Raw genomic sequence first — 13952 nt, forward strand, 5'->3', positions numbered from 1 at the left:
GGATATCGGGAAAACGCATGCCTCAATCGAAACATGGTCTCCTGTGGCAATTATGGAAATCGTCCCAGAGGGCGAGTCCTCCGGCCTCAGAGCAGCATTGAACTCGGCAGGGCGAACCCGAGCTCGCTGGCTGCCTTCTGAGTCGATGGCTGGTTCCAGAATTTCGCCACCGAGGTGTTGGTCGAAAGGGAACGCATCTCAGCTTTGTCAAGGAACATGACTCCTTCGAGGTGATCGGTCTCGTGCGCGACGATGCGCGCCGACCAACCGGAGGCGACCTCGGCGATGGCAGTGCCGTCGAGGTTCTGACCTCGCAGTTCGATCTCGCGAGGACGAGCGACGATGGCCTGGTAGCCGGGGATCGACAGGCAGCCCTCATAGAAGGCGACGTTTTCCGAGGTGGCCGGGTTGTAGTCGGCGTTGAGGACCACGCGTAGGGGCATCGGGGTCCGTTGCCGCACCGCGGCAACCTCCGGATTGAGACTGCCGGGGTCTTCGGCGACGAACATGGACAGGCCGATGCCCACCTGTGGTCCGGCCAGTCCTACGCCGGGCGCGCCGAGCATGGTCGCTCGCATCACCTCGGCGAGTTGGTCCAGCTCGGCGTCGTCGACCTGTCCGTCGAAGGGACGGGTCACCTGGCGCAGGATCGGGTCGCCGGCCTCGACGATCGGAGCCACGCCGCCATTGTCCGCGGCCGCTACGAGGACGGCTCGGATCTGGGTGGCGATGAGCGCATCGGCATCATTCACTGACCAACTCCTCGCGGACGGGGCATCGTCCCGGTCATCACCGGGCTCAGACGTCTCGGGCGACGATGAGTTCGGCGTGCTTGAGCAGTGGGGCGTCGATCATCTTGCCCTCGTAGGCAAAGGCACCCTTCTCGGTCTTCGCGAGACCAAGCACGGCCTTCGCCCAGGTCAACTGCTCTTCGCTGGGGCGGAACGCATCGCGGACGACGGGAACATGGTTGGGGTGGATGGAGACCTTTCCGCTGAACCCGGATTGGACGGCGTCCTCGGCTTCCTCCCCCAGACCGTCGAGGTCGGGGATATTCGCCCAGATCGAGTCGAGGGCGAACTTTCCGTGCGCGCGAGCGGCCAGCAGGGTCGAGTTGCGTACGTGTTTGGCCACGTCACGGTAGCCTCCGTCGGCATTGCGCGAGGATCCTCCGCCGAGGTCGGCGATGAGGTCCTCGGATCCCCACATGAGTGCGTAGGTATTGGGTGCGGCGGCGATCTCGGCGACGTTGACGGCCCCGAGCGCCGTCTCGATCAGTGCGATGACCTGGTAGTCGCTAAGGATTGTGAGGTCGGAGGCGTGCTCGGACTTCGGCAGCATGACGGCCGTGTACTCGGTCTTGGCCAGCATTGCCATGTCCTCGCCGAGGTGCTCCGAATCTCGCGCATTGATGCGGACCACCGTGCGGGTGGGATCGAGCGGGTAGTCGATGATCGCTTCGCGGGCAGTGGCTTTGTCGCCGTCGTTGACCGCGTCCTCGATGTCGAGGATGACGATGTCGGAGCGTTCGGCGGCCTTCGTGTAGCGGTCCGGGCGGTCACCGGGGACGAAGAGCCAGGCGGGTTTGAAATCCAATGCCATCGTGGTGCTCACTTTCCGGTTTCGTTCTGGATGGTGTCCTCCTGCTGCGCGGGGACCTTCTTTGCTTCACCGGCGTGGCTGGAGTCGAACATCATGGTCTGACGCACGGCCTTGGCCACGAGGGTTCCGTCCTGGTTGTAGCCGCGGTGCTCGAGGGTCACGATGCCCTGCCCGGGACGAGACTTCGAGGCGCGTTTGTCAAGGATCGTCGTCTCGGCGTAGAGGGTGTCGCCGTGGAAGAGCGGGGCGGGGAAGGCGACTTCGGAGAAGCCGAGGTTGCCGACGATCGTGCCCTGCGTCAGCTGCGTGACCGAAAGCCCGATAAGGGTGGAGAGGGTGAACATAGAGTTGACCAGGCGCTGACCAAAGGGCTCGGTCGCAGCGAAGGCTGCATCGAGGTGAAGGGCCTGAGTATTCATCGTCACAGCCGTGAACCAGGTGTTGTCCGCCTCGGTGATGGTGCGGCCGGGAGCGTGCTTGTAGATCGCACCGACTTCCATCTCATCCAGCCACAGACCTCTTTGTTCGATGACCTTCTGCTCACTCATGCGTCACTCCTCTGTGTCACTGCGTCTCTGCCCGATTGTCGTGATTTGAGCTTAACGCCTGGCGTCGGACAGCAGGCAACCCGGGTCCCTGCTGTGGGGCCCGGGTCCGCACTGGATCCTGGGTCCGCCTGCGATCTCAGCCTGCGATCTCAGACTCGAAGACGTTGAAGGCGGAATCCCAGCCGTCGTAGGCGCTGGCATCGGAACCCGAGTCATTGGGAATGCCGGTCAGCGCAAACGTCATCCGGGTGGTGCCTGCATCGACTTCCTCAAACTCGATTCTGATCTGAGGTGCCTCGTCGACGTCGCCGGGACTCCCCCAGGTGAAGTCGAGCCGGTGCGGTCTCTCAATCACGAGGTACTTGCCCGCCGTCGGGAACTCCTGTCCTGTCTCCTCGATGCGCATGGAGTAGGTGTAGAGACCGCCAACGCGCAGGTCCACGCTGACGGATTCGCGCGGTGTGACCAGCGTTTCCGGATGGAGCCAGCGGGCCATGACATCGGTGTTGGTCCAGGCCTCCCAGACACGGTCCCGAGGTGCTGCGAAGTCGCGGACTATTGTGAAACCGGGCTTCTCATTCTCATTTTCGTTCTCATTCATGATGGTTCTCCTCTGTGAGTCGATCATTGCTGTCTGCCCTCAGCCTGTTCGCCTGGGGGCGAAGTCTCGGCCAGCACCTGGTCGAGTGTGTCGAAGCACTGCTCCCAATCCATGTGTGCTGCCAGCAGCCAGTCTGTACCCGCGCTCAGACCCTCGACGTTGAGATGCACGATCCGTCTCTGTGCATTTTTGGACCGAGTGATCAGTCCAGCGTCTTCAAGTACTTTGAGATGCTGCGACACTGCCGATCTGCTGATGGGAAACGGTTCGGCCAATTCACCGGCGCTGAGGTCGCCTTCCCTCAGACGATCGATCATCGCCCGCCTGGTCGGGTCGGCCAGAGCACCGAACACAGAGTTGAGATTAATTTCAGCACTTCCTTAATTAAGTAAATACTACAATACTCCGGTGTGATCGGCTGTCAAGGGTTTTCTGCCAAACAGAACCGTCCGGACGGTATAGTGTCATGCGGCACACTGACAACCGCACCTATCTACGACTTTCTTTCTCACTTGGTCAAAGGAGACCACAGCTCATGATGGACGAGGATTTCCGCACCGAACTCGACCGCCGCCTCGACCTCTACGAGGACCCAGGAAGCGAGGAGGGTGTCCTTGCGCCATTGCCGACCGGAGACATCGTCATCTCGATCGTCGTCCTCGCTGTCACATCTCTCGTCGTGGTGGGCTGGTGCTTTCTGTGAGCAGCGACCGTCAACGATTCCAGCGCACAGCACTGCATGACGCCAGCTCGACCAGCGACCTGCCGCTCCTGAAGAAGGACCGGATCTGGAGCTTCTGGGACTTCTCTGCGGCGAACATCGGACTTGCCATCGCAACCTGGGCGTTCCTCCAAGGCGGCGCAGTTGCCTACTATGTCGGCGCCAAAGAGGCGGTTGCCAGCATAGTGATCGGCTATGGAATCAGCATCATCTTCGTCGCCCTGGCCCCCTGCATCCCTGCAGTCCGATATGGCATCGAACAGTTCGTCTCGCTCAGATCATCGTTCGGCACCGCAGGTGGTCGAGCCATCATGCTCGCCCTCTCCGCACTGCTCGCAGCCGCTTGGGCTGCAGTTCTGGCGATCATGTGCGGGCATGCGTTCGCCAACGTCAGCAACGAGCTCTTCGGCACCGATCTCGCCCCCGACAGCCTGATCGTCAAGCTGCTTGGACTCCTCGCCGTGATCATCTCGTGGCTTATCCTGATGCGCGGCCCGAAGTCGATCGAGACCGTCAACAAGGTCGTCTCCCCCGGCCTCGTCGTGGTCACCCTTCTCATGCTCGTCCTGATCTTCACGCAGATCGGCTGGTCAGAACTCGTCTCTTTGGAACCACTCGCCGCCGATTTCGACAAGCACATGGCGTTTATGCTCGCCATCGAGCTCAACGTCGCCGGGGGCCTCGCGTGGTGGCCCAACGTCGGCAACTTGGCCCGCCTGACCAGAAGCTCGCGCGCGGCCTACTGGCCGAACATGATCGGGCTCTTCCTCGCCTCGGTGATCGCTGCGATCGTGGGTGCGTTCTCGGCCCTTGCACTGGGCTCCGACGATCCCACACAGTGGATGATTCCACTCGGTGGGTTCGTCCTTGGCGGCCTCGCCCTCATCTTCGTCGGTTTCGCCAACATCAACTCCATCGTCGCCCAAGGCTACGCGGCGCTCGTCGCTGTTCGCGGTGGCACCGGCAACGTGGGACGCAGGCTCCCTTGGCCTGTCCTCGGCGGACTCATTCTCGTCCCGGCAGTGGTACTCGTATTCTTCCCCGACATCACGTACAACAACTACGGTCGCTTCGTCTCTTGGGGTGCGATTGTGCTTGGTCCTCTGTGCGCGATCCAGTTCGTCGACTTCTTCATACTGCGCAGGCAGCATCTCGACATCCGTGCGATGTATGACAACCGACCTGGATCGCCGTATCACTTCACCGGCGGTTTCAATCTCGTCGCGTTCACCACCATGGCCGCTGGTGCCCTCGTCTATACCTTGCTGCTCGACCCGATCGACTACATTCCGACCGAGGCGTTCCGGTGGCTCACGGCTTCGATCCCCTCGATGCTCGTCTCCGGAACCCTTTACTACGTGCTGACGAAGACCGTGACCATTCCCCGCGGCAAGGGCGGATTCCTTAGGGTCAAGACTCAGGCTGCCAAACCCGACTAGGCTAGGAGGCAGCCGCATCGGCTCAACGACTATCTTCAGGAGAGACATGGATCGCGACTCGATCGAATGCTGGTTGACCGACATGGACGGTGTTCTGGTCAGGGAGAACAATCCCCTGCCCGGCGCGGCCGAGCTCCTCGCACAGTGGCGTCAGGCCGACATTCCGTACCTGGTCCTGACGAACAACTCGATCTACACCGCCAGGGACCTTTCAGCCCGACTCAGGTCGAACGGCCTCGATGTTCCCGAATCGAAGATCTGGACCTCCGCCATGGCCACCGCAGACTTCCTGTCCAACCAAGTCGAGCACGGTACCGCCTACGTCGTCGGTGAGGCGGGACTGACCACCGCAATCCATGAGGCCGGTTTCATCATGACGGAGAACGATCCGGACTTCGTCGTTGTCGGCGAGACTCACTCCTATTCATTCGAGGCGATCACCAAGGCGATCCGCCTCATCGACGGTGGTTCACGCTTCATCGTGACCAACCCCGATGCCACCGGTCCCAGCCCCGAGGGTGTCCTCCCAGCAACCGGCGCCATCGCCGCGCTGATCACGAAGGCCACTAACCGTGACCCCTATGTCGTGGGCAAGCCGAATCCGATGATGTTCCGTTCAGCGCTCAACCAGATCGGCGCCCACTCGATGAGCACCGCGATGATCGGCGATCGGATGGATACCGACATCATTGCCGGGATGGAGGCAGGCATGCACACCGTGCTCGTCCTCTCGGGAATCTCCACCGCCGAGGATGTACACCGTTTCCCCTTCCGCCCCAATGAGATCGTCAACGGAGTTCATGACCTCCTCGACGTCCCTCTCGACCAGCTCGAGGAGATGGGCCCCGACGTCACCGGGTCCGCCTGAAGCAACCTACCTGCCTAGCCAAACACCGGACGAATAACGGTCTCAGCGTCGAAACATGGGCCGCGAGCAAGCCACTTCCGGCACGGATCGGGTTGAGCGTCGAGAAACATATGTGCGCATATGATTGTCGACGCTCAACCCGAGTTTCGTCGAAAGCGACTTTCGGTGCCGTGTGCCTCGGCTCAATGTGCCTCGGCTCAATGCGCCGCAGCAGTCCGCCGCAGCCGCCGCCCTCAGTCACGTCCTCAGTCACGTCCTCACTGCAGCGAGGACGTCAGACGCATCACGGACTCCAGGTAGCGGCGGATCAGCGGCCGCTGCTCCCATTCTCCGAGGGAGAGCTCGCTGCTTTCGCGCTGGTAATCTACGACCACCTCGGCGATGTCATCGACCAGGTCTCCACCGGTCGCCAGCAGGCTGATCTCGTAGTTGAGGCCGAAGGAGCGCATGTCCAGGTTCGAGGACCCCATGACCGCGTACTCGTCATCGACGATGAGGCACTTCGTGTGCAGGACCTGGGGCTTCGGGTAGCGGAAGATCCGCACGCCGACCTCGAGCAGCGAGCGGTAGTAGGAGGACTGGGCGAGGTCGACCATGAATTGGTCGGCCTGTTCGCTGACATAGAGTTCGACGTTGACTCCGCGCTCGGCGGCGGTGACAACGGCGGCCAGAAGGGACTCGTCGGGAACGAAGTACGGGCTGACGATCACCAGTCGCTTCTGCGCCAGGTACATCAGCGAGGTGAAGACCTTGAGGTTGGGTTCGGTGGTGAACCCGGGACCAGAGGGCACGAGCTGCATGGCACTCGTCTGACCGCCCACACCGGGCTCGTAGGCGTCGCGATCATAGGCTCTGATCCCCAGAGACTCTCCGCATTCTGTGTACCAGTCGGTGGAGAATACAGCCTCGACCGCGGCGACGATGGGGCCGGAGAGTTCGACCATGATGTCGTGCCAGGCTCGACCGATCCTCACGTTCGCCTTCTTCAGGTACGAGGAGTCGATCATGTTCTGCGAACCCATCATCGCCTTCTTCCCGTCGACGACGAGGAGTTTGCGGTGATTGCGCAGGTCGATGCGGCGCAGCTTCCCGCGCCAGGGAATGAACGGAAGCATGAGGTGCCAGTCGATGCCGGCCTTGGTCAGTCGCTTGCCGAGGCGGTGGAATCCCGGATACTTGCGAGAACCGATGTGGTCGAAGAGGACCTTGACCTTCACACCTCGGTCCGCTGCGCGTTCGAGAGCATGGAAGAAGATGTCGGTCGTCCAGTCCCATGCCATGATGTAGATCTCGACATGCACGTATTCGTGGGCTTCATCGACGAGAGCTGACATTCGTTCGATGCTGGCCCTGTAATCGCTGGTGACGCCGTGGTTGTTGCCGGTGACCATCGGCAGGGCGGTGAGCCGGCGACCCAGTTGAGCAATCGAGACGAAGCCAGACGGGGCCTCAAGAGATGGCGGCACGTCGGGCAGATCGTCGGCGCCTTCGTGCATGAGCTCATCGGCTTGTGCCTGGATACGTGCCCGGCGCCGGTTGATATAGGGGCTGCCGAGCATGAGGAACAGCGGGATCCCGACGAGGGGGACGAACAGGATCAGCAGCAGCCAGGCCGAGGACGAGGACGGCCTGCGGTCCTCGGGGACGACGCCGACGGCGATGATCTTCACCGCATATTCGATGACGATCAGGCTCACGCCCAGGACCGACGTCACGACGCTGAGATCCACAAATCCCCTCCTTCTCCTCGGATTTTCCTCTGCCCCACACTAACGGAGCCGCGAACCAACAGATGACAGCACCGCCCGCCGAGGTGGCCCGGCACGTCCGTACGGAAGCGCGGGACCACCTCGGCGGGCGGTGTGAAGTGTTGTCTCTGCTGCTCAGATACCGAGTTCGCGGGCGATGAGCATGAGCTGAACCTCGGTGGTGCCCTCCCCGACTTCGAGGATCTTCGAGTCGCGGTAGTGGCGGGCGACAAGGTATTCGTTCATGAAGCCGTAGCCGCCGTGGATCTGGGTGGCGTCGCGGGCGTTGTCCATCGCTGCCTCACCGGCGACCATCTTCGCAATCGCGGCTTCCTTTTTGAACGGCATCCCGGCGAGCATGCGCGAGGCGGCCAGGTAGTAGGCGGCACGGGCGGCGACCACGCGGGCCTCCATGCGGGCGATCTTGAAGGAGATGCCCTGGAAGTCAGAGATCGGCTGACCGAAGGCCTGACGTTCCTTGGCGTACTTCACGGATTCGTCCACGCAGCCCTGCGCGGCACCGACCGAGAGGGCGCCCACGGCGATGCGTCCCTCATCGAGGATGCGCAGGAAGTTCGCGTAGCCGCGGCCGCGCTCACCCAGCAGGTTCTCTTCTGGAACCTGCACATTGTCGAAGGTCAGCGGGTGTGTGTCCGAGGAGTTCCAGCCGACCTTGTCATAGGCCGGTTCGGCGGTGAAGCCAGGTGTTCCTGTGGGAATCATGATGGTCGAGATCTCGGGGACCTCACGGCCGGACTTCGAGGTCCGGGTTCCTGTCACCGCGGTGGCCGTGACCAGGCGGGTGATGTCGGTGCCAGAGTTCGTGATGAAGCACTTGCCGCCGTTGACGGTCCAGGTGCCGTTCTCGAGTGTGGCCCTGGTCCGCGTGCCGCCGGCGTCCGAGCCAGCTTCGGGTTCGGTCAGGCCGAAGGCACCCAGCCCGGAGGCGTCGGTGAGTTTGGGCAGCCATTCGCGCTTCTGCTCTTCGGTGCCGAAGCGGTAGATCGGCATGGCACCCAAAGAGACGCCGGCCTCCAAAGTGATGGCCAGCGACTGGTTGACGCGGCCGATCTCCTCGATGGCCAGGCACAGGGCGAAATAGTCCCCGCCCATGCCGCCGTACTCTTCGTCGAAGGGCAGGCCGAAGAGGCCCATCTCGCCCATCTTCGCTACCAGGTCGTAGGGGAACTCGTGCTTGGCGTCGAGTTCGGCGGAGACCGGTGCGACCTCTTCGTCGGCGAACTTCGCGACGCCCTGGCGCAGGTCCTCGTATTCTTCGGGCAGCATGCCCGGAACGAAAGCTGTCATGATTTCCTCCCCGCTCAATGCGTGGTCAGTGGATTTCTTGTGGTCAATGAGTTTGTTGTGATCAGTTGGCTGCTGGTGCGGCGGCTACGTCGTCGCTTGCGTCGGCGGCTTCTGCTGCGGCTTCGTCGACGACGGTGGCGAGCACCTCGTCGAGTCCGACCTGGGCGCCTTGGACCGCGGTGACGGTGACGCTTCCGGTCGCCGGTGCGGTGAGCACGTGCTCCATCTTCATCGCCTCGACGACGACGATCGGATCGCCCTGTTCGACGTGGTCTCCGGACTCGACCTTGACTTCGACGACAGATCCGGGCATCGGGGCAAGCACCTCGGCGCCGTCGAGACCCGGGGTCAGGGACGTGTCGGACTGGGTGCGGGTGAACGCGTAGACGCCGCGGTCGCTGCTGACCCAGATGCTGCGGTCCCGAGCATCGGAGAACACGCGGGCCGTGTACTGGGTATCGGCGACGCGAACATGCCACAGGCCGCTGTCATCGACAGTGACATCATCGGCGACTGCTTCGACCTTGAAGACATCGCCCCCGAAGTTCAGCTCCACGACAGGACGGAAATCCGGACGTGAGGTTCGCCAGGCAGTAGGTCTCCCCCACGCCGAGGCTGGTGCCGGGTTTCCTGCTGTCGCTGGGTTTCCGACAGTGCCCGACAGGTCAGGCTTCGTGATCGCTCCGGTGAGGTCGGTACCTGCACGGCCCGCCGTGACGAGCACCGCGGCGGCAGCAATCTCCCGGTCGATCACGGTCGCTGTGTGGGCCAGCTGATCCTCGTCGAGGTTGTCGATGAGTGAGGTGTCGAGGTCACCGGAGACCACCGCGTCGAGGCCCAGCAGTGTGCGCAGAAAGTCGATGTTCGTCACGATTCCCGGTACTGCTGAGGCGGCGAGTGCCGAATCGAGACGAGCGATCGCGGCAGTCCGGTCCGGAGCGTGGACGATGAGTTTGGCGATCATCGGGTCGTAGTCCGAGGCGATGGTCTGCCCGGCGTCGAGGCCGGAGTCGACGCGAATGCCCTCTCCTTCGGGGAAGACGACGTCGAGCGCCCGTCCGCCCGTGGGCAGGAATCCGCGCGAGGGGTCTTCGGCGTAGATGCGGGCCTCGATCGAGTGGCCGGTCATCGTGATGTCGTCCTGGACCAGCGGCAGTTCCTCACCGGCACCCACGCGCAGCTGGAGTTCGACGAGATCGACTCCGGTGACTTCCTCGGTGACCGGGTGCTCGACCTGCAGGCGGGTATTCATCTCCATGAAGAAGAACTCGTCGGGGCGGTCGGCGCCGACGATGAATTCGACAGTGCCTGCCCCGCAGTAGCCCACGGACTTCGCAGTCTCACAGGCTGCCTGCCCGATCCGGTCCCGGGTCGCCTCGTCGAGCAGTGCCGAAGGAGCCTCCTCGATGACCTTCTGGTGGCGGCGCTGCAGTGAGCACTCACGTTCGCCGAGGTGGATGACGTTGCCGTGGGCGTCGGCCATGATCTGGACTTCGATGTGTCGCGGAGTGGCGACGAGGCGTTCGAGGAACAGCGTGTCGTCGCCGAAGGAGCTCGCGGCCTCACGGCGGGCGGTATCCAATGCTGCGGGCAACTCGGAGGGCTCGAAGACCGCGTGCATGCCCTTACCACCACCACCGGCGGAGGGTTTGATGAGCACCGGGAAGCCGATGTCTTCGGCAGCGGTGATCAGCGACTCCTTGGACATGGCTGCGTCTTTGGTGCCGGGCACCAACGGCACACCGCGCTGGGAGACCGCGTTCTTGGCCGTGATCTTGTCGCCCATAGTGCGGATCGCCTCGGCGCCGGGACCGAGGAACACGATTCCTTCCGCCTCGCAGGCAGCGGAGAAGTCCGCGTTCTCGGACAGGAATCCGTAGCCGGGGTGGATCGCCTCAGCGCCGGTGGCGTTGGCCGCGGCGATGACCTTATCGATGCGCAGATAGGACTCGGAGGCTTGGGCGGGGCCAAGGTGCACTGCGGTGTCGGCGGCCTTGACGTGAGCGGCGTGGGCGTCGGCGTCGGAGTAGACGGCGACTGTCCTGATGCCCAGTCGGCGACAGGTGCGGATGACGCGCAGGGCGATTTCGCCGCGGTTGGCGATGAGTACGGTATTGAACATGGATGAGCTCACATTCTGAAAACGCCGTAGCCGCTGGCATTCAGCGGGCGTTCCATAGGTCCGAAACGGGCGAGTTCGAGGGCCAGGGACAGAACCTGGCGAGTGTCGCCGGGTTCGATGATTCCGTCGTCCCAGAGCCTGGCCGTGGAGTAGTACGGGTTGCCCTGGGCTTCGTACTGGTCACGCACGGGCTGCTTGAACGTGTCCTCGTCCTCGGCACTCCAGGTTTCGCCGCGGCCTTCGATCTGATCGCGTTTGACCGTCGAGAGCACGCTGGCGGCCTGCTCTCCGCCCATCACGGAGATGCGGGCGTTGGGCCACATCCACAGGAAGCGGGGTGAGTAGGCGCGGCCGCACATCGAGTAGTTGCCGGCGCCGAAGGAGCCGCCGATTACCACAGTGAACTTGGGTACGCGGGCGGTGGCGACGGCGTTGACCATCTTCGCTCCGTGCTTGGCGATGCCTCCCGCTTCGTAGTCTCGTCCGACCATGAAGCCGGAGATGTTCTGCAGGAAGATCAGGGGCACGCTGCGCTGGTCGCAGAGTTCGATGAAGTGGGCGCCCTTCTGCGCGGATTCGCCGAAGAGGATGCCGTTGTTCGCCACGATTCCCACGGGGTGGCCGTCGAGGTGAGCAAAGCCGGTGATGAGGCTGGTGCCGTATTCGGCCTTGAACTCGTGGAATTCGGAACCATCGACGAGGCGGGCGATGACCTCGTGGACATCGTAGGGAGTCCTCGAGTCGACGGGCACCACCGAGGTGAGTTCCTCGGGTGAGTGCAGCGGTTCCCGAGCTGCGACGACGTCCCAGTTGGCCTGGGCCTTCGGCCCCAGTGTGGAGACGACGTCGCGCATGATCTCCAGGGCGTGGGAGTCATTGGCCGCGAGGTGGTCGGTGACTCCGGAGACGCGGGAGTGCAGGGCTCCGCCGCCGAGGTCCTCTGCGCTGACTTCCTCGCCTGTTGCGGCCTTGACCAGGGGTGGGCCGCCGAGGAAGATTGTGCCCTGTTCACTCACTATGATCGACTCATCGGCCATGGCGGGAACGTAGGCGCCTCCGGCGGTGCAGGAGCCCAGCACCGCTGCCAGCTGCGGAATGCCAGCTGCCGAGAGTGTGGCCTGGTTGAAGAAGATGCGGCCGAAGTGCTCACGGTCGGGGAAAACATCGTCCTGGTTGGGCAGGTTGGCGCCTCCCGAGTCGACGAGGTAGATGCAGGGAAGACTGTTCTCCTTCGCGACCTCCTGGGCGCGCAGATGCTTCTTCACCGTGACGGGGTAGTAGGTGCCGCCCTTGACGGTGGCGTCGTTGGCCACGATCACGCATTCGCGTCCATTGACTCGACCGATGCCGGTGATGATTCCCGCACCGGGGCTGGCATCGTCGTACATGCCGTTGGCCGCCAGTGGGGACATTTCGAGGAACGGGGTTCCGGGGTCGAGCAGATGTTCCACACGGTCCCGAGGCAGCAGTTTCCCGCGGTCGATGTGTCGTTGCCTGGACTTCTCGGAACCGCCCTGCGCGGTGGCCGCGATGCGTTCCCGGAGTTCAGCGATGAGTTCGGCATGGGCGTCGGCGTTGACCTGCCCCGTTGCCGGACTGACCGCAGTTCCCACTGCTCTCATTCCATCCTCATTTCAGTTAATAACTGTTAACTGACTGCTATGATACTGCTCAACGGCTTTTGTGACAACGGGCACGGTGGAATACCGAGTCCATGGTCTAGAGCGGAATACGAAGATCTCGAGCGGAATTCGAAGAAAGGAATTGGGGTGACGGACATGGCACCGAAGTCGGCGACACCCCGGGCAACCGGCACGTCACGGGCCGCTGCGAAGGCGGCGCGGCGTGAACAGCTGCTGTCGGTGGCGAAGAACCTCTATGCCCAACATGGCTTCCACGGAGTCCGTCTCGATGACCTGGGCAAGGGTGCAGGGATCTCCGCACCGGCGGTCTATCGTCATTTCGAGTCGAAAGAAGCTGTCCTCGAGGAACTCCTCGTCGGTATCTCTGACTATCTGAACTCAGGCGGGGACGCGATCATCACGCGCCACGACAACGACGCGGCCGCCTCGGCGCTCATCGAGCTCATCGACTTCCATGTCGCCTTCGCGATGAGCGAGCCCGAGCTGATTCGCATTCAGGACCGTGACCTGGCGGCCTTGCCCGAGGCTTCTCGGCGCACCGTTCGTCGCCTGCAGAGAAGCTATGTCAGCCGCTGGGCCGAGGTCGTGGCGCGGGCCAATCCGGGATGGTCACTCGATGCGGCGACCGTGCGCGTGCATGCGGTCTTCGGCATGATCAATTCGACCCCGTACCAAGCTAGGCGCTCAAGCGCCGAGGTGGTCGGGGTCGAATTGCGTGCCGCCGCTCAGGCTGCACTGGGGATCGGCTGAGCCTTCAGGCCATCCGACATCAGGGGAGGATGACGAGCTTGCCTCGTGTGTGTCCTTCCGCGCTGCTGCGGAATGCTTCGGGCACCTGATCGAGGCTGAAGGTCTGGGCCACCTCCACTGTCAGCTCACCGGAGTCCGCGAGCTCGGCCACGCGCGCGGTCTGTGAACCGTAGGGGCGGACCCAGATGTAGCGTCCGCCGTGCTCGGCCACCGAGGGATCTGCGACGGAGGCATGTGTCCCACCGTCCTTCAGCACCGCGAGGGTGGTCTCGAGGACTTCTCCGACGAAGTCGACGACCCCATCGATTTCTCCGCCTGCGATCTCGAGGACGCGATCGCTCAACCCGTCTCCATAGGTGACCGGTTCGGCGCCGAGGGTGCGCAGGTAGTCGTGGTTGGCCTCCGAGGCGGTGCCGATGACTCGGGCGCCGAAGGATTTCGCGATCTGCACGGCGAAGCTACCCACTCCTCCGGAGGCTCCGTGGACGAGAACGGTTTTGCCGTTGATGTCACCCAGAGCTTCGAGGGTGCGCAGGGCGGTGCCGCCCCCTACGTGTCAGGCTGGAGCGGGACCACGGTGACAGAGCAAATCAGTCCGACCA

General features: G+C 63.1%; 14 protein-coding genes. 4 read left to right on the forward strand and 10 right to left on the reverse strand.

All coding sequences use genetic code 11. The annotated features are described in order from the left end of the window. Positions 1–86 precede the first annotated feature (86 nt). The 5 genes from INT29_RS15515 to INT29_RS15535 form a co-directional block, all read right to left on the reverse strand. A complete protein-coding gene (locus INT29_RS15515; protein ID WP_193072263.1) occupies positions 87–752 on the reverse strand; it encodes a peptide deformylase in 666 nt (221 codons plus the stop codon). 46 nt (positions 753–798) lie between these two features. Next, positions 799–1602 carry an HpcH/HpaI aldolase/citrate lyase family protein gene (locus INT29_RS15520; RefSeq protein WP_101570927.1) on the reverse strand — a complete coding sequence of 268 codons (804 nt, stop codon included), beginning with the start codon at positions 1600–1602 and terminating at the stop codon, positions 799–801. A gap of 8 nt (positions 1603–1610) precedes the next feature. Continuing rightward, a complete protein-coding gene (locus INT29_RS15525; RefSeq protein ID WP_219618845.1) occupies positions 1611–2150 on the reverse strand; it encodes a MaoC family dehydratase in 540 nt (179 codons plus the stop codon). Between the two features lie 136 nt (positions 2151–2286). Then, positions 2287–2751 (reverse strand): SRPBCC family protein, encoded by a 465-nt coding sequence (locus INT29_RS15530; RefSeq protein WP_193072264.1) that lies wholly within the window; start codon positions 2749–2751, stop codon positions 2287–2289. A 23-nt stretch (positions 2752–2774) separates the two neighbouring features. Then, positions 2775–3104, reverse strand: coding sequence for a metalloregulator ArsR/SmtB family transcription factor (locus INT29_RS15535; RefSeq protein ID WP_319020922.1), 330 nt, complete (start codon positions 3102–3104; stop codon positions 2775–2777). A 182-nt stretch (positions 3105–3286) separates the two neighbouring features. Here INT29_RS15535 and INT29_RS15540 point away from each other — a divergent pair, with 182 nt between their 5' ends. The 3 genes from INT29_RS15540 to INT29_RS15550 are packed head-to-tail and all read left to right on the forward strand — an operon-like array spanning position 3287 to position 5779. Beyond that, the gene (locus tag INT29_RS15540; RefSeq protein ID WP_180958930.1) at positions 3287–3454 is read left to right on the forward strand and encodes a hypothetical protein; all 168 of its coding nucleotides are present in this window, start codon (positions 3287–3289) and stop codon (positions 3452–3454) included. Continuing rightward, positions 3451–4911 carry a purine-cytosine permease family protein gene (locus INT29_RS15545; protein ID WP_193072265.1) on the forward strand — a complete coding sequence of 487 codons (1461 nt, stop codon included), beginning with the start codon at positions 3451–3453 and terminating at the stop codon, positions 4909–4911. Before INT29_RS15540 ends, INT29_RS15545 begins: the two co-directional genes overlap by 4 nt. 46 nt (positions 4912–4957) lie before the next feature. Next, positions 4958–5779 carry an HAD-IIA family hydrolase gene (locus tag INT29_RS15550; protein ID WP_101570649.1) on the forward strand — a complete coding sequence of 274 codons (822 nt, stop codon included), beginning with the start codon at positions 4958–4960 and terminating at the stop codon, positions 5777–5779. 257 nt (positions 5780–6036) lie between these two features. On the opposite strand, the gene cls is transcribed toward INT29_RS15550, so the two are convergent. The 4 genes from cls to INT29_RS15570 form a co-directional block, all read right to left on the reverse strand. Beyond that, complete coding sequence (gene cls, locus INT29_RS15555; protein ID WP_101570651.1) at positions 6037–7509, reverse strand: cardiolipin synthase; 1473 nt, start codon at positions 7507–7509, stop codon at positions 6037–6039. A 153-nt stretch (positions 7510–7662) separates the two neighbouring features. After that, positions 7663–8835 (reverse strand): acyl-CoA dehydrogenase family protein, encoded by a 1173-nt coding sequence (locus INT29_RS15560; protein WP_101570653.1) that lies wholly within the window; start codon positions 8833–8835, stop codon positions 7663–7665. A 61-nt stretch (positions 8836–8896) separates the two neighbouring features. Next, a complete protein-coding gene (locus tag INT29_RS15565; RefSeq protein WP_193072267.1) occupies positions 8897–10957 on the reverse strand; it encodes an acetyl-CoA carboxylase biotin carboxylase subunit in 2061 nt (686 codons plus the stop codon). Positions 10958–10965: 8 nt separating this feature from the next. Next, positions 10966–12579 (reverse strand): carboxyl transferase domain-containing protein, encoded by a 1614-nt coding sequence (locus tag INT29_RS15570; RefSeq protein ID WP_193072269.1) that lies wholly within the window; start codon positions 12577–12579, stop codon positions 10966–10968. A gap of 156 nt (positions 12580–12735) precedes the next feature. On the opposite strand from INT29_RS15570, the gene INT29_RS15575 reads away from it, so the two are divergent. Then, positions 12736–13350: a TetR/AcrR family transcriptional regulator gene (locus tag INT29_RS15575; protein WP_069601284.1), complete on the forward strand. Its 615-nt coding sequence runs from the start codon at positions 12736–12738 to the stop codon at positions 13348–13350. 19 nt (positions 13351–13369) lie between these two features. Here the strand turns inward: INT29_RS15575 and INT29_RS15580 are convergent, their stop codons facing one another. Continuing rightward, positions 13370–13816 carry a zinc-binding dehydrogenase gene (locus INT29_RS15580; protein WP_319020923.1) on the reverse strand — a complete coding sequence of 149 codons (447 nt, stop codon included), beginning with the start codon at positions 13814–13816 and terminating at the stop codon, positions 13370–13372. Positions 13817–13952: the final 136 nt, after the last annotated feature.

The organism is Brevibacterium sp. FME37, from assembly GCF_014897485.1.
Taxonomy (GTDB): Bacteria; Actinomycetota; Actinomycetes; order Actinomycetales; family Brevibacteriaceae; genus Brevibacterium.